We start from the raw sequence: 19,758 nt of genomic DNA, 5'->3' as shown, positions 1-19,758 counted from the left end.
ATTATCTACCCGACACCCGACTTCGACCAACGATGACATCGCAACGCCGCGAACAAGCCTGGCATCCGGCCAACTGGGGACAGGCCCTGGCCGTCGCCCTGCTGTGGCTGCTCGCCCGCCTGCCCTGGCGCCTGGCGATCCGTCTGGGCACCGGGCTGGGCCACCTGCTCTACTACCTGGCGCGGGACCGGCGCTACGTGGTGCGCCGCAACCTCGAGCTGTGTTTCCCGGACCTCGCCCCGCAAGAACGCGAACGCTGGGTGCGCGCCAACTTCGGCTACACCGGTCGCGGGGTGGCCGAGGTGGCACTGGGCTGGTTCGGCGGACCGGCGGTGGACCGCGTGCCGTGCCGCTTCCACGGGATGGAGCACCTGGAGGCGGCGCACGACGCCGGTGACCCGGTGATCCTGCTGTCCGGGCATTTCTCCTGCATCGAGATGGCCGGTCGGCTGTTCGGCGCACAGGTGCCCATGGCCGCGATCTACAAGCCCATGGACAAGAAGCCGGTGCTGGAACGCGCCCTGCGCTCCGGCCGCGAGCGCAAGCTGGAACGCGTGATCTCCAAGGACGACATCCGCGGGATCCTGCGCAAGCTGAAAAAGGGCGGGACCATCTGGTACGCCGGCGACCAGAACATGCGGCGCACCGAGCAGGTGTTCGCCCCGTTCTTCGGCATGCAGGCCTCCACCACCACCGGCCTGTCGCGCCTGGCGCGCATGGGTCGGGCGCGCGTACTGCCGATGTTCTATTACGTGAACGACGCCGGTGACGGCTACGAGTTCGTGGTGGGGCCACCGCTGGAGGACTACCCGAGCGAGGATCGCGCCCGCGACGCCGCACGCATGAACGCGGTGCTGGAAGACGCCGTCCGGCACGCACCGCAGCAGTACTTCTGGGCCCATCGACGGTTCAAGACCCAGCCCGAGGATGCACCCGACCCGTACCCGGGCCTGCGGACCAAGCATATCGGGCGCATGCCCTGGCAGAAGAACAAGAAAAAGAAGGCGCTGAAGAAAAAGCGCAAGAAGGCCGCCCGCGAACAGGGCCCGGACGATGCCTCCTGAGTACTCGGCCGACCGCCCGCTGATCGAGGCCCCGCCGGACGAGCTGTGCCTGCTGCGACTGTCGGCCCTGGGTGACTGCACCCACGTCGTCCCGGTGGTGCGCAGCCTGCAGGCCGCCTGGCCGCAGACCCGCATCACCTGGATCATCGGGCGGCTGGAACACCGGCTGCTGGAAGGACTGCCCGGGGTCGAATTCGTGGTCGTGGACAAGAACCGCGGCCGCCGCGCCTACGGCGACCTGCGCCGCGCCCTGCGCGGCCGCCGCTTCGACGTGCTGCTGCAGATGCAGGTCTCGCTGCGCGCCAGCCTGCTGGGCCTGCAGGTCCCCGCACGCCTGCGCCTGGGCTTCGACCGCCGGCGCGCGCGCGACTTCCAGTGGCTGTTCACCCGCCACCGCATCGCCCACCGCCCGCGCGAACACGTGCTCGACGGCTTCTTCGGCTTCGCCGAGGCACTGGGCGTGCGCGAACGCATCCTGCGCTGGGACATCCCGGTGCCGCGGGAGGCCCGGGCCTGGGCCGAACAGCACCTGCCCGCCAACCGACCCTGGCTCGCCATCAACCCGTGCTCCAGCGCCCGCTTTCGCAATTTCCGCAACTGGGCACCCGAACGCTACGCGGCGGTGGCCGACCACGCCGCCGAACGCCACGCCATGGGCATCGTGCTGACCGGCGGCCCCACGCAGCTCGAGGGCGAATACGGCGAGGCCATCGCCGCGCAATGCCGCCACCCCGTCACCAACCTGGTCGGCCGGACCGACCTCAAGCAGCTGCTGGCCGTGCTCGAACGCGCGCAGGTGCTGGTCTCGCCCGACTCCGGCCCCGCCCACATGGCCAACGCAACCGGCACCCCGGTGATCGGCCTGTACGCCGGCTCGAACCCCGACCGCACCGGCCCCTATTGCAGCCGGCAATGGGTGGTCAACCAGTACCCCGAGGCCTGCCGGGCCGCGTTCGGCAAGCCGCCCGAAGACCTGCGCTGGGGCCGGCGCGTGCGTGAACCCGACGTGATGGAGCGCATCACGGTGGCCGAGGTCACCGAGCGCCTGGATGCCCTGAGGCAGGCGACATCTTTCGATGCGTAATCGCGCCAAAGACCCTGTCGCCCTGTTCTTCGCGACCTCCGGACACAGCGGAGTGGATCGCGTGGTGGCCAACCTGGTCCGGGAATTCGCAGAAGTGGACCAGCCATTCGACCTGGTGACGATCCGCGGTCACGGACCGTATATCGACGAGCTGCCGGACAACGTCCGCCATGTCCCGCTGCGGGCCGCCCACCGCAACACAGTCCTGCCCGCGCTGATCGCTTATCTCCTGCGCCACCGCCCCCGCGCCCTGTACACCGCCAGCCACCGGCTCAATCGCGCGGCGCTGCTCGCGCGCGCACTGGCCCGACCGCGCATGCCGGTCGCAATCCGCATGGGCATGTCAGTCGCCGCCACGCTGGAGGCCCTGCCCGGGCACAGGGCCCGGCGCCTGCAGCGCTCCATGCAACGCTGGTATCCGCGCGCGGATGTCGTGATCGCTCCGTCGGCCGGTGTCGGTGAGGACCTGCGGCGACTCGCCGACGTGGCTCAATCGCGTCTGCACGTCATCCCCAACCCGATCGTGACCCCGGCCCTCCTGCAGCAGGCCACCGAGGAGCCCGATCACCCGTGGCTGGCGGAAAACCGCGACCCGGCCGTCCCCGTCATTCTGGGCGTCGGCTCCCTGGAGCCGCGCAAGGATTTCGCCACCCTGCTGCGCGCCTTCGCGCGCCTTCGCCGACAACGCCCGGCCCGTCTGGTCATCCTCGGCGAAGGCCGCGAACGCCCGGCCCTCGAGGGGCTGGCACGCGAACTCGGCATCATGGACGACCTGTGCCTGCCCGGCTTTCAGGGCAACCCCTACGCCTGGATGGCCCGCGCCGATGCCTTTGCCCTGACTTCGCGACGCGAAGGCTCCGGCGCAGTACTGGTGGAGGCCCTCGCCTGCGGCACCCCGGCCGTTACCACGGACTGCCCCACCGGCCCCGCCGACATCCTTGGCCACGGCAACTACGGCCCGGTCGTGCCCATGGGCGACGACGCGGCCCTCGCCGATGCACTGCAGCAGCTCCTGGACAGCCCCCCCTCGGCGGACACCCTGCGACAGGCCATCACCCCGTTCGATGCGGCGCGCTCCGCCCGCGCGTATCTGGCCGCACTCGAACTCGCTCACCCGCCGGCATCCTCCGACCACTGATTGGTCGCGTTCCCGCGCCTGTGATCTAATCCACCCAGCCAGTCGCCCGACAAGGCCCGTCATCGTGATCATCTCGCACCGCAATCGCTTCATCTTCATCAAGACGCGCAAGACCGCCGGCTCCAGCCTGGAAGTCGGGCTTTCGCGCGCCTGCGGGCCCGAGGACATCATCACCCCGTTGAGCGCCAATCGCGGCGAGGAAGAGCTCCGCCGGGCCGAGGGCGGCCGGGGGCCCTCCAACCACCATAAACGGCTGCTGGAACACCGTGGCTGGAAGGAATGGCGACGGTTGCTGCTGCGCAGACAGCGTGCCGAATACGGCGAGCACTCAACCGCCCGGGAGATCCGCGCACTCGTCGGGCCCGAGACCTGGCGGACCTGTCTCCGCTTCACCATCGAGCGCAACCCCTGGGACCGGGCCCTGTCGCGCTACTGGTGGCAGAAACACCGCTGGGAAGAGAAGGGGCGCGATAACTTCCCGAGCCTGAGCGAATACCTCGCCTGGCTGGAGGAACACAAGCCGCACTGGCTCAGCAACTGGGATCACTACACCATCGATGACGAGATCGCCGTGGACCGGGTCCTGCGCTACGAAAACCTGAACGACGAACTGTCGGAACTGCAGCAGAAACTGGGCCTGGACGCCGACATCCGGCTGCCCGAGCAGCGGGCCAAGGGCGGCTTTCGCCAGGGGCGGCAGGACTACCGCGAGATCCTGACCGATACCGACCGGGCGATCATCGACCGCGTCTGCCGGCGCGAGATCGACACCTTCGGATACCGCTTCGAGGACGGCTGAACATGGCTGCCATTTCCCGCAATCGCGGCCCGCTGCGCCGCGGTGTCCAGCGCATCCGGCGCCGCTGGCGGCGCCGGCGTGCGGACGTCCACCTGATCTCGTACCCCAAATGCGGGAGGACCTGGCTGGTCGTGCTCCTCAGCAAGGCCCTCGAACTGCATTACGGCATCCGTCTGCGCAAGCCGCTGCGCCTGCGGGGCTATGCCCGCCCCTGGCGCGACATCCCCTACATCCTGCAGCACCACGACGGCGGTCCGGAGTTTCTGCTGCCGGAGGAGCTGGAGCAGGACAAGAGTGACTATGCGGGGCGCAAGGTCGTCTTCATGGTCCGCGACCCCCGGGATGTCCTTGTTTCGTCCTATTTCCAGAAGACCCGCCGCAACGCGAACTACCAGGGCCGAATGGAAGACTATGTCAGGGAGCGGCGCGGCGGGATCGAGACATTGGTCGATTTCTACAACATCTGGGCGCGCAACCGTGACGTGCCGGGCGATTTCCTGCTGCTGCGCTATGAAGACCTGCACGCCGACACCGCTGGCCAGCTCCGGCGGGTGCTCGAATTCATCGGCATGCAGGACGTATCCACGGAAACCCTCCGGGCCGCGGTAGACTTCGGCCGCTTCGACAACATGCGCCAGCTGGAATCCCGCAACGCGATGGGGAGCAGTTCGCTGGCCGCCCGCGACGCCGACGACGCCGAAAGCTACAAGACCCGCAAGGGCGAGGTCGGCGGCTACCGCGAATACCTCGACGGCGAGAGTCTCGAATACGTCGAGACCATCATCAACGAACGCCTGGACCCCTGGTACGCGGGCTACCGCTATTTCAGCACGGCATCATGACCACTCACGCGACGCCCCCGGTCATCATCATCGGCATGCACCGCTCGGGCACCAGCCTGCTGACACGGGTACTGCAGCAGGCCGGATTCTTCATGGGGCTCGGCGCCAGCCGCAACGAAGAGGCGGCCTTCACCAACGCGATCAACGCCTGGCTCTTCCGCGAAGCCTCCGCGACCTGGGACCGCCCGGAGTCATTCGACTGGCTGCTGGAAGACGACACACTCAGGCCGTGGCTGCTGGACTATATGGAAGGGGTCGTGCGCGGCCCCGCCAGTCTGCGCTTCCTCGGGTTCCGCCGCGGGCTGCGCGGCGGCGGCATGCCCGGACAGAACCGGCCCTGGGGCTGGAAGGACCCGCGCAACACCTACACCCTGCCGCTGTGGCTGGAGCTCTTTCCACAAGCCCGCGTGCTGCACATCACGCGGCACGGCGTGGATGTGGCAGCAAGCCTGCGCGCCCGCCGCCGCGGGGTCTTCGACAAGCGCGCGCACCGCTATCGATCCCTGCGGAGCTGGTATCGCAACCATCCCGGCGCCCCGGCACGTCGCGGCTTCGCTCCACAGGCACGGTGCCGTACGCTGGAAGGCGGCTTCTCCCTGTGGGAAAGCTACCTGCAGCGAGCCCGGGAGCATGTCCGGGCCCTGGGCCCCAATGCCATGGAGATCGCCTACGAGGACCTGCTGACGGATCCGGCGCGACTGCTGCCGCAGGCCCTGGAGTTCTGCGGCTGCCCCCCCGATGCCGAACGGGTGGCCGCAGCGGCCGCGGCTTTTCGTCCCGACCGGGCCCACGCCTGGCAGCATGATGAAGAGCTGCGCACCTTTGCTGCCAGCGTATCCGACCGGCTCGCCCGGCTCGGTTATGTCCCGCCTGCCGACGAATCGTCGAATCCATAACCAAAATATTCGATCTCGCGGCGGTAAAGCCGCTCCACCAGCGCCTTCTCGTCCGCACCGTAATAGTCCTGCCATGGCCGCGGATAATCGCGACGCTTTTCGGACGCCAGGGCAACGTCCTTGAGCCCAACCCGGGCCATCGCCTCGCGAAAGTCGGAATCGAGGTTCTCAAAACGGCCGACAAAATCTACCGCCACATGGTCATCAATGGTGTACATCGGCCAGTTGTCATGCTTGGTCTTGCCTGCCTCGGCCTCCCGATGGAGTTCCGCAAGATGTTCCCTGAAGGCAGGAGGGTTCGACTCGTTACGGGTGCGATAAAGGTAATCGGAAACCGCACGTTCGTAGGGATTGCGCACAAAACAGAACTTGAAATACCGATCCCATTCTCTCGGGAAGGCCGACCGAACCTCGGCCGCCGTGGGGTGCGACGATGACGAGAGTCCGAGCCGGCGTTTCGCGCGCTTTTTGACCACCTTGTTCAGCGCGGAACGCCAGTCACGATTCTTGCGCCGCGCGTCGACCAGCTCCCGCAGCCCGCCGGGCGTCATCAGCTGGCGAAGAATCCACCCCTGGCGGGGGTCCACATCCCGCAGGGCCTCGTGCAGGCTCCCGAGCATCAGGTCGCGTCCGCCCAGATGGGGCGCGAGGGCCACCTTCATGGAGCTTCCCGCTACCTTGCGGCAATGGATAAAAATGAATCGATGGCGATGGCTGACAATCACGGAGTTTCTCCTTCTCGCGGCACCAGCCCCATGACCTGCGCATACCGAAGGGCGACGCAGTCGCTGCGGAAGCGGTCCAGGCCTTCGCGGATCCGCTCCTCGCCGGGCGGGTTTTCCAGCGTCGCCTGCAGGGCTGTGGCCAGGGCATCCGCGTCGCCCACCGGCACGAGCGGGCCGATCCGCCCATGCTGGAGGATCTCGGCCGGGCCGGACGGACAGTCGGTGGCCACCGCCGGCGCCCCGGCCGCCAGGGCCTCGATGAGCACGTTACCCAGCCCTTCGTAACGCGAAGAAAGGCAGAAGACCCCGGCCCGGGCGAAATAGGGTAGCGGGTCCGGGACATAGCCGGGAAGGTCAACGGCCTCCGCCACCCCCAGCCGCCGTGCCTGCTCCAGCAGGGCTTCACGCAGAGGCCCCTCGCCCAGGATGACCAGTCGCACCGGACGCCGTTCGTGCACCCGGGCGAAGGCCTCCAGCAGCGTGGCAAAGTCCTTCTGCGGTGTCAGACGACCGGCCCCGACAATAACCGGCGGTCCGTCACCAGCAAACCAGGGATGATCCACCGGCGCCTTCACGCGCTCGGGGATATCCGGGGTTACGGTCGGGTTGTAGATCACCTCGATCCGTTCGGGATCCACGTCAAAATGCTCGACCAGGTCATCCCGGACGCCTTCGGAGATCGCGATGACCCGGTCGGCATGCCGGTACAGCCAGCGCGCCGAATGGCGCTTGAATGAGCGGCGCAACGTCTGGCTCGGAGTATTGGTCACCTTCACGAACACCGGCGACGGCACCCACCCCAGCATGCGCCCCAGTACGGCCACCTTGGCCGAATGGTCCTTGGCGGTCAGCACGGCCCCGGGCGGATCCTGCCGCAGCAGACGCCGCAGCTTGAACAGGCTGTCGAATTTACCCCTGCTCTGAAGATCCACTACCTCCACGGCCGCCGGGAGTTCCTCCGGGTAGGGCACCTGTCCGCCGCGGGTCAGCACAAGCCGGGGCCGGATGCCCAGTTGCAGGAACTCCCGACTCAGGATCAGCATCTTGCGCTCGATCCCGCCCCAGGCCTTGAAGGGTGCAAAAATCACCAATTGCGAGTTCAATGCTGTCGCCCCCGTTAAGGAAACCAGGCCACGTGGAGGCCGGGCCTGCTGTGCTATATTTTGCCCGCCATGCACCTGCGCCGCGCTCTCGACGAAAGGTTCAACCCCCTGCTGTCCGGTCTCGACGGCCGGGTTGCGCGCCACCGCGTCAATCCGCGCATCCTGATATCGACATCAAGCCGGTTCGTCTTCTATCGCATCCCCAAGGCCGGTCATTCGACTGTCGGCAACACCCTGCTGAACCACGACCCGGGGATTTCGCAGGATCAGCGCGACGCGATCCGGGGGCGGGGTGACAAGATCGGCGGCTACCGCCATCCAAGGGAGGTCGGCATCCGCGTCAGCCGCGAGGCCTGGCGCCACTACTTCCTGTTCACGTTTGTTCGCAACCCGTTTCACCGCACCCTGTCAGCCTACCTCGACAAGGTCGTCCGCGGCCGCCCGCCAGCCAGAAAACACCTCGGCGCCGGGCAATATTCGTCAGCTCCGGACGAGGAGCCGCCCGGTTTTGCGGGTTTCCTTGCACGCCTGGAGCAGGGCGATCTCTATCGCGGCCCGCACTGGGCCCCGCAGGTGGCGCTCCTGCCGCGAGACCGCCGGCGTCTCGACCATGTCGGGCACCTGGAACGGATCGATGAAGACCTTCCGGAACTGCTGCACCGTCTTTTCGACGTCCGGGACAACCCCGAGATCGCCAACTGGGATCCGCATCGCACCGATTCGACTCAAAGGCTCGCGGAATATTATGACGGAAGGTCCATCGACCGTATCCGCCGTCTGTATCGCGAGGATTTCGATGCCTTTGGTTACAGCTTCGATCCGGATCGTTCCTCACCGGCCTGACATCACGGACAAGCCCTTCAGCGCCCGAGCAGTTTCCTGCACCGCGGACTCGACATCACCGGAGGCGTCGATATCGACCACCGGTATGCCACGCGTCCCCAGCGCCTCGCCGGCCAGCTCTCCGATCTCGAACGCCCGTTCCACCATGGCGTTGAAACGCGTCACATCGGGGTTCCGGGTCCGAAGCCGGGCCTGAATCTCCGCGCTCGAGGCCCGGACACGCACGACAGCTGCCGGCGCCGGCATCCGCCGATAGTATTCACGTGTTCGAGCCACATCCATGCCCTGCCCCAGGCTGATTCCCCGCTGTGCCAGGCCCTCGTCGAAAACCACCGCTTCCTGACCATGCAGGCTGTCCGCCACCCACGCCTGAGCCGCGCTGAACGCAAAACTCCGGAGGCGTTCCAGAGCGAGGGCCTCCGGGATTTCCGGGTCCGGGGTCCCGAGCGCACCACGCAGAAATTCCGGCCAGGGCCCGGGTGCGTCTCGCAAGGCGCGCAGGGCATGACGGATCATCTCCTTTTCCAGCCTGGGACGCATCCAGCGCCGCAGGCCCTTGCGGGCATACAGGATCGATTCCAGATTCCGGGTCACGGCGTTCGGTCGCTTGCGCTGGTGTTCGGCCCACAGCGGCAGCCACTGGGGCGCGTGCAGCGCGGGCAGGCCGGGAGCTCGATCCTCCTGCAGACGGCGCACCACCGTCGTCTTGCCCACGCCCGGCGGGCCCATGAATTCGATTCTCAGCACGGATCACTCCCAGCCGCAGTCGGCGCGCAGCTTTTCGCAGGCCCCGATGAATTTCTCCCGACGCTTGCGCGAGGACGCGCCGGCGAACTGCGGTCGGAACGCATGGGCCAGCGCCATCGCCAGCAAGGCACCTTCACGCCCCTCGGGGTCCCAGGTCTGCCCCGCGGCGGCCCAGACCTCGGCCAGTGCGGTATCAAAACGCCCCGCCAGAAAGTCACGCCGCAGAGACTGATTGACCGCAGCCGAACCACGCAACAGGGACAGGGCATCAAAAAAGAAAGGCACCGACTGCACCCGTTCCAGATCGATCAGCGTTACCGAACCATCGGGCAGTACGAACACGTTGCCGTTGTGGCAATCCGCATGACTCGCGAGCAGCGGGCATCCCTGCAACAGGGGTTCCCAGCGAGACCGGTGACCTTCAACTGCCCGGGAAAGCCAGTGCGGCAAGGTCCAGCGATCGAGCTCCTGCCGGACCGGATCCGGATCAAGCCGGCCCTCCCATCGGCGGGCATGCACGCCGCACATCCGCAGCAGGTCGCGATAGGCCGATTCCCAAACCGTCTCGGGAGCCTCGCGAATCGGCGTGCCCTCCACAAAGGATTCGCTTACGCCGGCGAACCCCGCCGGCAAACCCAGCGCCGGTTCCAGCTGCGGGCACCGATACGCCGAGGACAGCCAGCGCGCGTTTTCCAGCAGGCGCTGCACGCGTTCGACATCCCGCGTGACCCGCAAGACCCGGTTGCGCGAGCGCTCCACCAGCAGGGTCCAGTCGCCCCGAGCGATCAGGGTGTCGAAACTCTGCTCCCCCCCGTCCGCGCGGATCGTGACATGGGCCAGCGGACGAACCGGGCCATCCTGCCCGGGCAGCAGGGTATCCCGCAGATGCTGCTGACAGGCATCCGGTTCCCCCTCCGCCCCTGCAGGCAGCCACGCCAGCGATCCCTGCAGCCACCACTCGCCGGGCACAAGACAGTGCTCCAGCGCCCGCAATAGTCCGACTACCCGACGCCACTCTTTCCAGCCTCGCCAGGACATCCTCATGCGGCCTGCCCCGTTTGAAGGCGCTGAAGTCCGAAAAAGTCCAGGTAGGCAGCGGCCGCGGTTTCCGCACGGAACCGATCTACGGCCTCGTCCCGATCAAAAACAGGCCCCTCGCCCCGCAGGACTCGATCCAGTCCCTCGGCCAGCGCCTCGGGATCCTTCATTGGTACCAGAATCCCGTAGCGTCCGTCCGCCAGGATCTCCCTCGGCCCGCTGGGGCAATCCGTCGAGACCACGGGAACGCCAAGCCCCAGTGCCTCCATGACCACATTCACCAGCCCTTCCCAGCGGGACGACAGGGCAAACACGTCCGCCCGGGCCATCCAGGCATACGGATTGGCGGCAAACCCGGGGAAGTCCACATGCTCCGCGATGCCCAGCTCACGGGCAAGCGCTTCCAGCTGCTCCTGTTCGCGACCTTTGCCGACGATGATCAGACGTGCCTCGCGCCGTTCGCGTAAGCGGGCGAAGGCCCGCAGCAGCGTCGGATAGTCCTTTTGCGGGACCAGGCGGCCGGCCGACAGGATCACCGGCACCGCGGAACCCTCGGCAAGCCACGGATGGTCCACCGGCTCCCCGGCCCTCTCGAGGGTGCCCGATGCCACGGACCCGCTATAGATCCGCTGTACGTCCACTCCCTTCAGTCCGACGTTTTCGACCAGGTCCCGGCGCACCCCGTCGGAGACGGCAATCACCCCGTGGGAACGCGGGTACCAGCGCCGAATCTGGCGGAACTTCTGTTCCCGCCGTCGCGGTTCCGCGGCGAGCTTTTCCGATTCGCCGAACGTATTCGGCACGCTCAGAAACCGCCTGGTCCCCGTATCCGGGAGCATCCCCGCCTGAGCCAGGATCACGTTGGTGATGTGATTGACCGACAGGACAACGGCCGGGCGCCGCCGCCGCATGTACCGCCACAGGGCGAACGCTGTCGCAAGCTTCCCCCGGGTCCCCAGATGAACGCAGGCCACCGATTCCGGCATTTCGTCCGGATAGAACATCTCACCGTCGCGAAACGTCACCAGCTCCACGGACCAGCCATCCCTGGTCCAGACGTGGATCTGGTTCATCAATCGCCGGTAGGTCCCGCCCCACGGCCGAAACATCCCGAACAGGACGATATCTGGCATGTTGTCCCCGCCCATATGTCCGGAGCCGGACTCCAGGACACGTGAATTCCGCCGCCATGATACAGCGACCGACCGCTCAGGGCCCGCCTCCGGCTCCAGCGACGCCCCCTGCGCCCCACGGGAAACACTGGCAAAATACCACCCTCTGAGCCCCCCTTGGCAAAGTCGGCCCATCCATGATGAACATCCATGCCCCTGCATCCAGCCGGACCTTCCTGCCCGGGGATGCCCTCAGCCTCTGGGCCGTCGGAGCCCTCTATGCGGGTGCGTTCGTGGCCCCCCTGTCCATCTCTCTGGGACAGGCCTTCCAGCTGCTCCTCCTGATCCTCGGAGTCCTTTTCGTGCGCCGTAACTGGTCACACCTGAGAGGATCCCCGCTGATCTGGCTGCCTGTCGCTTTTGCCGTTTACGTGGTCCTGCGGACGGCATTTGCAGCCCTGTTCGAACGCCCGGATCTCGCCACCTCACACTGGGACGAGATGACCACCTGGATGAAGACCGCGATCGTACCCGTGATGATCTACGGCCTCGCCCTGGCTGCCACTGGAAACTGGCTCCGCCATGGTCTGGTCACAGTAGCCCTGCTGCTGGCCGGTTACTGTATCTATCTGGCAATGCACATCTCGCCCGCGGACCTGGTGGCAGCCCTCCAGACCACCGGCCGGTACAACATGGAACTGGGGTTCCGGTCCTCGGCCATCAAGCTCCCGGCCATCATTACAGCCCTCGTAATCACCACCGTGTTCTTTTTCGCCACCCTGTCGCCTGCGCCATCCCGAACGCGCTGGTCCCTTCTGCTCGGTGGCAGCCTGATTTCTCTGGCACTTCTTGCTTTTTTCATCGCCTCGATCATCGCAACCAAGAGCCGTAATGGCTGGCTCACACTGGCGATCGCGCTGGTTGCGGTACTTGCATTGAGTATCTGGGCATATCGCAGAGACCTCCATCGCATTCGGGGAGCACTGCTGGGCGCGATGGTGGCGATGCTGCTCGCCGCCGGCACTCTGGCCACCTTCAGCTGGGACCACATCAGTGAACGCTGGGGACAGACAGCCGATACCGTACAGCAGACGATTGCCCTGCCTTTCCACGGGAACATCGAGGAACTGGAGCGCGATTCCGTGGGCGTCCGGGTCGTCTACTGGGCATTTGCCTGGGAACGTTTCCTCGAGCGTCCTCTGGTGGGGCGGGGTGCCGCCGACCAGCGCCACCTGACGGAAGAATTCCAGATTCCGCCCCAACTTGAGGATCGCGACGACACCTTCCACAACTCCCATCTCGACATCCTGGTCCGTTTCGGCCTTGTCGGGTACGGCATGATCGCCGTCTTCACGATGATCCTTGCCGTAGCCGCGTGGCGCATGCTCGGCATGGCGGGGAGCACTCGTGCGATCGGAATCTACACCCTGGCCTTCCTGCCGGCGCTGTTTTTCTGGGCCATGAATGCCCAAATCCTGCATCGATATACCATGGAGCACTTCTACGGTCCGATCCTGGCTCTGCCCTTTGCATTCGCAATCTCGTGGATCCTGGCCAGAAACGAACCCGAGGCATCCGGGCAATCATGATGCGATCTTTTTCCGGGCCACCGGAACGATGGAATTCACATCCGGGTATTGGAAATTGCCACATCCTGTCCGATCCCGGAATGCTCCGGGAGTGCAATAACGACCTGTTCGACCCCGAGTCATTGCGGGCACGAGGTCAGTGGACCGGGAGCAGCAGCGGTCGGCGTGCGACCCACTTCCTGCATCATGAAGGGCGCGACTGGGTCCTGCGCCATTACTGGCGGGGCGGAGTGATGGCCCGGGTTGCCACGGATACCTACCTGTGGGCCGGGCTGGAACGCAGCCGGCCGGTGCGCGAGTGGCGTCTGCTGGCGCGCCTGCACGAACTCGGGCTGCCGGTCCCGCGTCCGGGGGCTGCACGGGTCTGCCGCCACGGGCTCGTGTATCGTGGCGACCTGCTGAGCGAACGCATCCCGGACAGCCACCCGCTGGACGAGTGGATCGGGGACGGAAAGGACTCGCCTGAACTGTGGGACGCAATCGGCCGGGTGATCGCCCGATTCCACGCCCATGGCGCCTGGCATGCGGATCTCAACGCCCGCAACATTCTGATCCAGGGCAACGGGCAGGTCTGGCTGATCGACTGGGACCGGGGCCGGGTCGGCCACTATCGGGGGCTTCAGGACAACCTGTCGCGCCTGCGGCGTTCGCTGGACAAATGGCCGGCGACCCGCGAACGCGGCGCCCTCGGCTGGCCGAATCTGCTTAGGGCCTACACCGAGGAGCGGAAACCGGCATGACAACCCCGCGGCTGGCCGTACTCGTTTCCTACACCGGGGATGGCGGCGTCGAAAAGATGATGAACCATCTGCTGCGCGGATTCGTGGATGCCGGCGTGCAGGTGGATCTGCTGTTGCTGAAGGCCCGCGGCGGCCATGTGGAGGATATCCCGGCAGAGGTCAACGTGATCCGGCTGGATGCCCGGACCTCCCTGCTGGCGCTGCCCGCGGTCACCCGCTACCTGCGTCGCCAGTGCCCCGACGCGTTGCTGGCAGCCAAGGACCGCGCCGGCCGCGTGGCCCTGCGCGCCCGCCGGCTGGCACGGGTGCCGACGCGGATCGTTCTGCGGATGGGGATGCACCTCAGCGGCTCGCTGGCCGACAAGACCGCCCTGCAGCGCTGGCTGCGTTACCGCCCCGTCCGGCGACTGTACCCTCATGCGGATGCCATCGTCGCCGTGGCGCAGCCGGTGGCCGACGACCTCGCCCGTATCGGGGGCATCCCCTCGGAGCGATTCCGCGTCATCGCCAACCCGGTGATTTCGCCATCCCTGAGTGCCAGGGCCGAAGAAGCCGCGGAGCATCCGTGGCTGGAGGCGGCCACACGGAGCGAAACACCGGTGATCCTGGCGGTAGGCCGACTGCGACCGCAAAAGGATTTCGCTACCCTCCTGCGGGCCTTCGCGCTGCTGCATGCCCGGCGACCCTGCCGGCTCATCATCCTGGGGGAAGGACCGGAACGGGACCGCCTGCAAGGCCTGGCGCGCGAACTGGGTATCGCCGACCATGTCGATCTGGCGGGTTTCCGCTCCAATCCGTATCCGTTTATGCGCGCTGCCAACCTGTTCGTGCTTTCCTCCCGCTTCGAGGGATCGCCCAATGTCCTGGTCGAGGCCATGGCGCTCGGGACACCGGTAGTGTCGACGGACTGCCCGAGCGGTCCGCGCGAGATCCTCGCCGGGGGCCGCCTTGGCCCGCTCGTCCCGGTGGGCGACGCCCCCGCGCTGGCCGATGGCATGGCCCGCGGCCTGGAGGCACCGGTCGAACCGGCGCTGCTGCAACAGGCCGTCGCCGACTACACCATTGCCAGGAGCGCCCGCACCTATCTGGATACGCTGGGCCTCGCGCCAACGACCAATCCGGAAACACACACCCCATGAAACCGCCCGTCCTCGTCGACCTGCCCACCCGGGAACTCCGGCGCTACCTCGCCAAGCGCGATCCGGCATCCAAGGCCCGGTTCTTCATCGACGGTTTACTCCTTCCCCGACGCGTCCGCCGGGGTCAATGGCACCGGCGGACCGAACCCTTCGACCAGCACCCGATCTACGCCCTTCTGGAGCATCTGCTGGACGAAGAGCGCAGCCGCTCCGAACACGTGGAGGCGCTGCATCGCTACTATCGGGCTCGCGGAAAAACCGAGGATCAGGCCGAGGAAAAGATCGCGCGTTCGCTGGACAAGTACCTCGAGCGGTACCGCGGCCTCGCCCGCAACATGGCGGAGAACGGATACGTCGCCGGTCTGGGCAAGGACGAGATCGGCGTGGCCATCGGCCCGGACGGCGAATTCATCAAGGTGGCGAACGGCAACCATCGGCTGGCGGTCGCCCGTCTGGCCGGGGTATCGCAGGTCGTCGGAGAGATCCAGTTCGTGCACCGCGACTGGCTGCGCCGCCAGTCCTCGCGGCGGGACGCCGACGAGGCCGTACTCCATGCCCTGCGCTCACTGAACGCGCGGCGCAACCCCGCGGATTCCTGATGCGGCCGCGGTTACAATACCGCGACCGTTCGCAGCCGAACCCCGATCCATGCTGATCTCCTATCGCAAGAATTTCCTGTTCGTGCACATCGCCAAGACCGGCGGGACCAGCATCCGGGCGGCACTGCGGCCGTATCGCTGGGGCGGCTGGTACAGCATCCCGCTGTGGGCGGCCAGCCAGGTCAGCCAGATGACCCGCCCCCGGCACAAGCTGGGGCTGAAGTTCCCGCGCCATGCGAAGGCGATCGCGGCCAGGGAAATGCTGCCGGAGCCGGTCTACCGCGAGCTGTTCAAGTGCGCGATCGTGCGCAACCCCTGGGATCTGCAGGTCAGCTCCTGGCACCACATCCGGCGGGAGAAGCCGGAGGTCCTGGAAGGGGTCAAAACCTTCGGCGATTTCCTGCGGCTGAAGTTCGACCCCGAACGGCCGTATGACTACATGCTGGACACCTCGGCGGAGCTGCAGCACGAGTACATCGTCGATCTGCAGGGACGCGTGATCGTGGATTTCATCGGCCGCTACGAGAACCTGCACGAAGATTTCGCCACGATCTGTCAGCGCATCGGGATCCCGACGCCCGAACTCCCGCATCTGCGCCGCGCCAGCGAACGCGACGACTATCGCAGCTACTACGACGACACCCTGGCGGAGATGGTGGCGCAGCATTACCGCCGCGACCTGGACCTGCTGGGCTACGAATTCGATGCCCCGACTTCCGCAAACCGGTGACCGCCCGGAGATCCCGGGCCTCGGGACCCTCGCGCTGGAGGACTGCCTCCACGAGTACCCGGGCAAGCGGCGGATCTTTCGCGCACGGTTGCCCGACGATCGGGCGGTGGTCGCCAAATTCTATCTCGGGCGCATCGCGCAGTGGGCCGAATGGCGCCGTGGCACCCGCGGGGCGCGCCGGCTGGAGGCGGCCGGCGTGCCGGCGCCGGCGGTGCACCATGCCGGCTACTGCCCGCAATACCGCGCGTGGCTACTGGTGCTGAACCTGGTCGAGGCGGATACCCCCTGGCCACCGCCCGGCGGTGATCCCGGGCACGAGGCCCATGCCCGGCTGCTGACCACCCTGGCCGAACACCACCGCGCCGGTATCGTGCAGAACGATCTCAACTGGCTGAACTTCATCCCCCGCGGCGGAAAGCTGTACGCGATCGACGGGGACCGGGTCCGGCGCCGCGCCGGGGCGCTGGCCCGCGGGCCCGCCCTGCGCCACCTCCAGCGGCTGTACGCCTCAAAGACCCGCGTGCCCGAGGCGCGCATCCGCGAGGGCTTCCGGCGCTACCACGAATTGCGCGGCTGGGACGCGAGCGAGGCCGAACTGGAACGTTTCCTGCGGGTACTGCGCCACGCCCGCGTGCGCCATGCCCGCCGCGTTGCGCACCGCGCGGCACGCGGCTGGAAACACTACCCGCGCTTTCGCAGCGACGACCTCGGGATCATCCACGACCGGCGCAGCCTCACGCGCGAGCAGGCCGGCGACCTCGCCCGCCACCTGTACGCAACCGGCGAGCTGCCGGAGACAGTCGCCTCATCGGACACGCCCGAACTCTGCGCCCGGCGGATTGATGCACCCTGGCAGACCCTGCCTGCCCTGCTGCGCCCGGCCCTCACCCGCCGGGTCGCGCGTCGGGTCTGGAGCCATGCGCTCACCCTCCGGCGGCTGGGGCTGGCGGCGCCACGGCCGGTGGCCGTGGTCGCCGCGGATCGCGGCATGATCTGGCTGGTCCAGGAAGCAATCGCGGACATGCACCCGCTGACGGACGGCGGCCCTCCGCCCGGTCCGGAAGCGGCCGAGACACTTTGGGCGGGTCTGCGAGACTACGGGATCCGGTTCCGCGGGCGGGACCCGCGCATGCTGGGCAGCGACGGCCAGGCGTTGTGGATCCTCGACCCGCTGCCGCTGGCCTTTGCCCGGCCGGGGGCGCGCGGTCTTCTGCGCGCCGCGCAGCGCGACCGGGAGTGGCTGCGGCAGGTCAGCGAGGCGCGCTGACCGGCCGCGGACGCGGGTGCGTCAGTCCAGACCCCAGCGACGCTCCTTGGCGTCGTTGGCGACCCGTCCGGGCCAGGCGATCACGTTCTGGATGCGCTGCATGTACGGCGGGATCACCTGCTTCCAGGCATCGTCCGGCCAGATCACGCTCCCCTCGGTCTTGCGAAAGACATCCGCCGAACCGATGTTGTGATGCGCCATCTCCGCCCAGGAGTCGAGCTGCGGGCGCTCGAACCCCAGCCCCAGACGCTCCATCAGCTTCGGCAGCTGGTCCTCGGGGTCATAGGCCAGCTTCTCGTAATTCACCACGATGTGCGGCTCGTTGCGCAGCAGGTAGTACAGCCGCAGCGAGCGATGGGAATAGGAGAAGGTGGGGATATAGTTCTGCTGCTTGCGCTTGCGCAGCGACTGCGCCCGCCCGCGCGGGTCGCGCAGCACGTGGATGGGCACCACGTCGATGTCGGGCGCGGCCATCAGCCGGCGCAGGCGCTGCACCGACTTGGAATTGTCGGTCACGAACGGCACCCCGCTGACCTCGGAGACCACCTCGAACAGCGTGCGGTTGTGCTCGTTGAAGCGCGCCGGGTCGCGCGCATGCACGTCCAGGGTCTCCAGATTGCAGCCCAGGCGCTCCTCCAGCCGGGCGTTGACCGCCGACCAGAACTCGCATGCCCAGAAGCTGGGCGCGCCGCAGGGGCAGGGATGCTTGCGCGCGTAATGCGCCAGGCGCCGGACCCCGCCCAGCGCGCGCACCTGGCTGTGCGCGTCCAGCAGGATGTCCAGCAGGGTCGAGCCGCTGCGGCCCATGCCCACGAGATAGAGTACTTTCATGTGTCGGATTCGCCCTGTCGGATACGCTCCATCACCGCGCTGGTCGAACAGCCGTCCACGAAGCCCAGCACCTCGACCCGGCCGCCGGCCGCGGTGACGGCATCATAACCCGCAATGTCTTCCGGCCTGTAGTCGCCGCCCTTCACCAGCACGTCGGGCAGCACCTCGCCGATCAGCGCCGCCGGGGTGTCCTCGGCAAACGGCACCACCCAGTCCACCGCGGCCAGGCCGGCGAGTACGGCCATGCGGCCCTCCAGCGGGGTCACCGGTCGTCCGGGGCCCTTCAGGCGCTGCACCGAGGCGTCATCGTTGACCGCCACCACCAGCCGGTCGCCGCGAGCCCGGGCCTGCTCCAGATAAGCCACGTGCCCGGCATGCAGCAGGTCGAAACAGCCGTTGGTCATCACGATGCGCTCACCGGCAGCCCGTGCGCGCTCCAGCGCGGCCATCAGCCCGGCGCGGGACAGCACGCCGCGACCGGCGCCCTCCGGCTCGTGCCGCGCCGCGCGCAGTTCGTCCGGCGAGACCGTCGCGGTGCCCAGCTTGCCGACCACGATCCCGGCGGCGAGGTTGGCCAGATGCATCGCATCCTCCAGCGGCTCCCCGGCCGCCACTGCGGCCGCCAGGGTCGCGATCACGGTGTCGCCGGCACCGGTCACGTCGAACACCTCGCGGGCGCGCGCCGGCTGATGCACCGGCGGCCGGTCGGGACGGAACAGGGTCATGCCTTCCGCGCCGCGCGTCACCAGCAACGCCTCGATGCCATGCTCGCGAAGCAGACCGGTGGCCGCGCGCTCCAGCGCCGCCGTGTCCGGACAGGGACCGGCCACGGCCTCCAGTTCCGCGAGATTGGGCGTCACCAGGCTCGCGCCGCGATAGGCGGAGAAATCGGTGCCCTTGGGATCCACCAGCACCGGGCGGCCGGCCGCCCGCGCCGCGCGGATCAGCGGCTGCGGGTCGCGCAGCGCGCCCTTGGCGTAGTCGGACAGCACCACCACCTGACAGTCGTGCAGCAACGGTTCGAAATCCGCCAGCAGGTCACCGGCCGTCGCCCCGGGGAAACCGTCCTCGAAATCCAGCCGGATCAGCTGCTGATGGCGACTGATGACCCGCAGCTTGGTGATGGTCGCGCCCCCCGACCGGCGGCGGAACTGGCAGCGCACGCCGGCCTCCTGCAGCAAGGCGGACAGATCGGCCGCGGCGGTGTCGTCCCCGGTCACCCCCACCAGGTCGGGACGCCCGCCCAGAGCGGCCAGGTTCAGGGCGACGTTGCCGGCCCCGCCCGGACGCTGCTCGATGTCGCGCACGTGCACCACGGGCACCGGCGCCTCCGGCGAGATGCGGTCGGTCGCGCCGTGCCAGTAGCGATCCAGCATCAGATCGCCGGCGACCAGCACGCGGGCCTGATCCAGGGGGGGCAGGGTCATGGTCGTACCTGCGCCCGGGTCCGGGATCGTGCCGGGCCCGGGCGG

General features: G+C 67.7%; 20 protein-coding genes. 13 read left to right on the top strand and 7 right to left on the bottom strand.

Annotated elements, in window-relative coordinates:
• The first annotated feature begins 32 nt into the window (after positions 1–32).
• The 6 genes from F790_RS0105025 to F790_RS0105000 all read left to right on the top strand — a co-directional run bounded on the left by F790_RS0105025 (position 33) and on the right by F790_RS0105000 (position 5,823).
• Positions 33–1,064, top strand: a complete 1,032-nt coding sequence (locus F790_RS0105025; protein WP_019591016.1) for a lysophospholipid acyltransferase family protein — start codon at positions 33–35, stop codon at positions 1,062–1,064.
• Positions 1,054–2,148: a glycosyltransferase family 9 protein gene (locus F790_RS0105020; protein ID WP_019591015.1), complete on the top strand. Its 1,095-nt coding sequence runs from the start codon at positions 1,054–1,056 to the stop codon at positions 2,146–2,148. The genes F790_RS0105025 and F790_RS0105020 overlap by 11 nt, the downstream gene beginning before the upstream one ends.
• Complete coding sequence (locus F790_RS0105015) at positions 2,141–3,286, top strand: glycosyltransferase (protein WP_026332858.1); 1,146 nt, start codon at positions 2,141–2,143, stop codon at positions 3,284–3,286. The genes F790_RS0105020 and F790_RS0105015 overlap by 8 nt, the downstream gene beginning before the upstream one ends.
• 64 nt (positions 3,287–3,350) lie before the next feature.
• Positions 3,351–4,085, top strand: a complete 735-nt coding sequence (locus F790_RS0105010; RefSeq protein ID WP_019591013.1) for a sulfotransferase family 2 domain-containing protein — start codon at positions 3,351–3,353, stop codon at positions 4,083–4,085.
• 2 nt (positions 4,086–4,087) lie between these two features.
• The gene (locus F790_RS0105005) at positions 4,088–4,927 is read left to right on the top strand and encodes a sulfotransferase domain-containing protein (protein WP_019591012.1); all 840 of its coding nucleotides are present in this window, start codon (positions 4,088–4,090) and stop codon (positions 4,925–4,927) included.
• A complete protein-coding gene (locus tag F790_RS0105000; RefSeq protein WP_019591011.1) occupies positions 4,924–5,823 on the top strand; it encodes a sulfotransferase in 900 nt (299 codons plus the stop codon). The genes F790_RS0105005 and F790_RS0105000 overlap by 4 nt, the downstream gene beginning before the upstream one ends.
• On the opposite strand, the gene F790_RS0104995 is transcribed toward F790_RS0105000, so the two are convergent.
• The gene (locus F790_RS0104995; protein WP_026332857.1) at positions 5,787–6,548 is read right to left on the bottom strand and encodes a sulfotransferase family 2 domain-containing protein; all 762 of its coding nucleotides are present in this window, start codon (positions 6,546–6,548) and stop codon (positions 5,787–5,789) included. The two genes, F790_RS0105000 and F790_RS0104995, sit on opposite strands and share 37 nt — an antisense overlap.
• Entirely contained in the window at positions 6,545–7,639 is a 1,095-nt protein-coding gene (locus F790_RS0104990; RefSeq protein ID WP_019591009.1) for a glycosyltransferase, read from the bottom strand. The genes F790_RS0104995 and F790_RS0104990 overlap by 4 nt, the downstream gene beginning before the upstream one ends.
• A gap of 81 nt (positions 7,640–7,720) precedes the next feature.
• Between F790_RS0104990 and F790_RS0104985 the strand changes: the two genes are divergently transcribed.
• The gene (locus tag F790_RS0104985) at positions 7,721–8,494 is read left to right on the top strand and encodes a sulfotransferase family protein (protein ID WP_019591008.1); all 774 of its coding nucleotides are present in this window, start codon (positions 7,721–7,723) and stop codon (positions 8,492–8,494) included.
• On the opposite strand, the gene F790_RS0104980 is transcribed toward F790_RS0104985, so the two are convergent.
• Genes F790_RS0104980 through F790_RS0104970 form a run of 3 tightly spaced genes read right to left on the bottom strand, consistent with a single transcriptional unit; the run spans position 8,483 to position 11,412 of the window.
• Positions 8,483–9,241: an AAA family ATPase gene (locus F790_RS0104980; RefSeq protein WP_026332856.1), complete on the bottom strand. Its 759-nt coding sequence runs from the start codon at positions 9,239–9,241 to the stop codon at positions 8,483–8,485. The two genes, F790_RS0104985 and F790_RS0104980, sit on opposite strands and share 12 nt — an antisense overlap.
• 3 nt (positions 9,242–9,244) lie before the next feature.
• Positions 9,245–10,285 carry a phosphotransferase gene (locus F790_RS14785; protein WP_026332855.1) on the bottom strand — a complete coding sequence of 347 codons (1,041 nt, stop codon included), beginning with the start codon at positions 10,283–10,285 and terminating at the stop codon, positions 9,245–9,247.
• The gene (locus tag F790_RS0104970) at positions 10,282–11,412 is read right to left on the bottom strand and encodes a glycosyltransferase (RefSeq protein WP_026332854.1); all 1,131 of its coding nucleotides are present in this window, start codon (positions 11,410–11,412) and stop codon (positions 10,282–10,284) included. The genes F790_RS14785 and F790_RS0104970 overlap by 4 nt, the downstream gene beginning before the upstream one ends.
• A 176-nt stretch (positions 11,413–11,588) precedes the next feature.
• On the opposite strand from F790_RS0104970, the gene F790_RS0104965 reads away from it, so the two are divergent.
• From F790_RS0104965 to F790_RS0104940, 6 genes are all read left to right on the top strand, one after another.
• Complete coding sequence (locus tag F790_RS0104965; RefSeq protein ID WP_019591004.1) at positions 11,589–12,980, top strand: O-antigen ligase; 1,392 nt, start codon at positions 11,589–11,591, stop codon at positions 12,978–12,980.
• A 65-nt stretch (positions 12,981–13,045) separates the two neighbouring features.
• Positions 13,046–13,720 (top strand): 3-deoxy-D-manno-octulosonic acid kinase, encoded by a 675-nt coding sequence (locus tag F790_RS0104960; RefSeq protein ID WP_255349448.1) that lies wholly within the window; start codon positions 13,046–13,048, stop codon positions 13,718–13,720.
• The gene (locus F790_RS0104955; RefSeq protein WP_019591002.1) at positions 13,717–14,859 is read left to right on the top strand and encodes a glycosyltransferase; all 1,143 of its coding nucleotides are present in this window, start codon (positions 13,717–13,719) and stop codon (positions 14,857–14,859) included. The genes F790_RS0104960 and F790_RS0104955 overlap by 4 nt, the downstream gene beginning before the upstream one ends.
• Complete coding sequence (locus tag F790_RS0104950) at positions 14,856–15,458, top strand: hypothetical protein (RefSeq protein ID WP_019591001.1); 603 nt, start codon at positions 14,856–14,858, stop codon at positions 15,456–15,458. The genes F790_RS0104955 and F790_RS0104950 overlap by 4 nt, the downstream gene beginning before the upstream one ends.
• Positions 15,459–15,507: 49 nt before the next feature.
• The gene (locus tag F790_RS0104945; RefSeq protein ID WP_019591000.1) at positions 15,508–16,188 is read left to right on the top strand and encodes a sulfotransferase family 2 domain-containing protein; all 681 of its coding nucleotides are present in this window, start codon (positions 15,508–15,510) and stop codon (positions 16,186–16,188) included.
• Positions 16,163–17,455: a hypothetical protein gene (locus F790_RS0104940; protein ID WP_019590999.1), complete on the top strand. Its 1,293-nt coding sequence runs from the start codon at positions 16,163–16,165 to the stop codon at positions 17,453–17,455. The genes F790_RS0104945 and F790_RS0104940 overlap by 26 nt, the downstream gene beginning before the upstream one ends.
• 21 nt (positions 17,456–17,476) lie before the next feature.
• Here F790_RS0104940 and F790_RS0104935 read toward each other — a convergent pair whose 3' ends face one another.
• Positions 17,477–18,286 carry a sulfotransferase gene (locus F790_RS0104935; RefSeq protein ID WP_019590998.1) on the bottom strand — a complete coding sequence of 270 codons (810 nt, stop codon included), beginning with the start codon at positions 18,284–18,286 and terminating at the stop codon, positions 17,477–17,479.
• Positions 18,283–19,713, bottom strand: coding sequence for a bifunctional D-glycero-beta-D-manno-heptose-7-phosphate kinase/D-glycero-beta-D-manno-heptose 1-phosphate adenylyltransferase HldE (hldE, locus tag F790_RS0104930; protein ID WP_019590997.1), 1,431 nt, complete (start codon positions 19,711–19,713; stop codon positions 18,283–18,285). The genes F790_RS0104935 and hldE overlap by 4 nt, the downstream gene beginning before the upstream one ends.
• Between the last annotated feature and the right edge of the window lie 45 nt (positions 19,714–19,758).

The organism is Thioalkalivibrio sp. ALE20 (assembly GCF_000381405.1).
Classification (GTDB): domain Bacteria; phylum Pseudomonadota; class Gammaproteobacteria; order Ectothiorhodospirales; family Ectothiorhodospiraceae; genus Thioalkalivibrio.
This window is presented reverse-complemented; position numbering and strand designations above follow the sequence as displayed.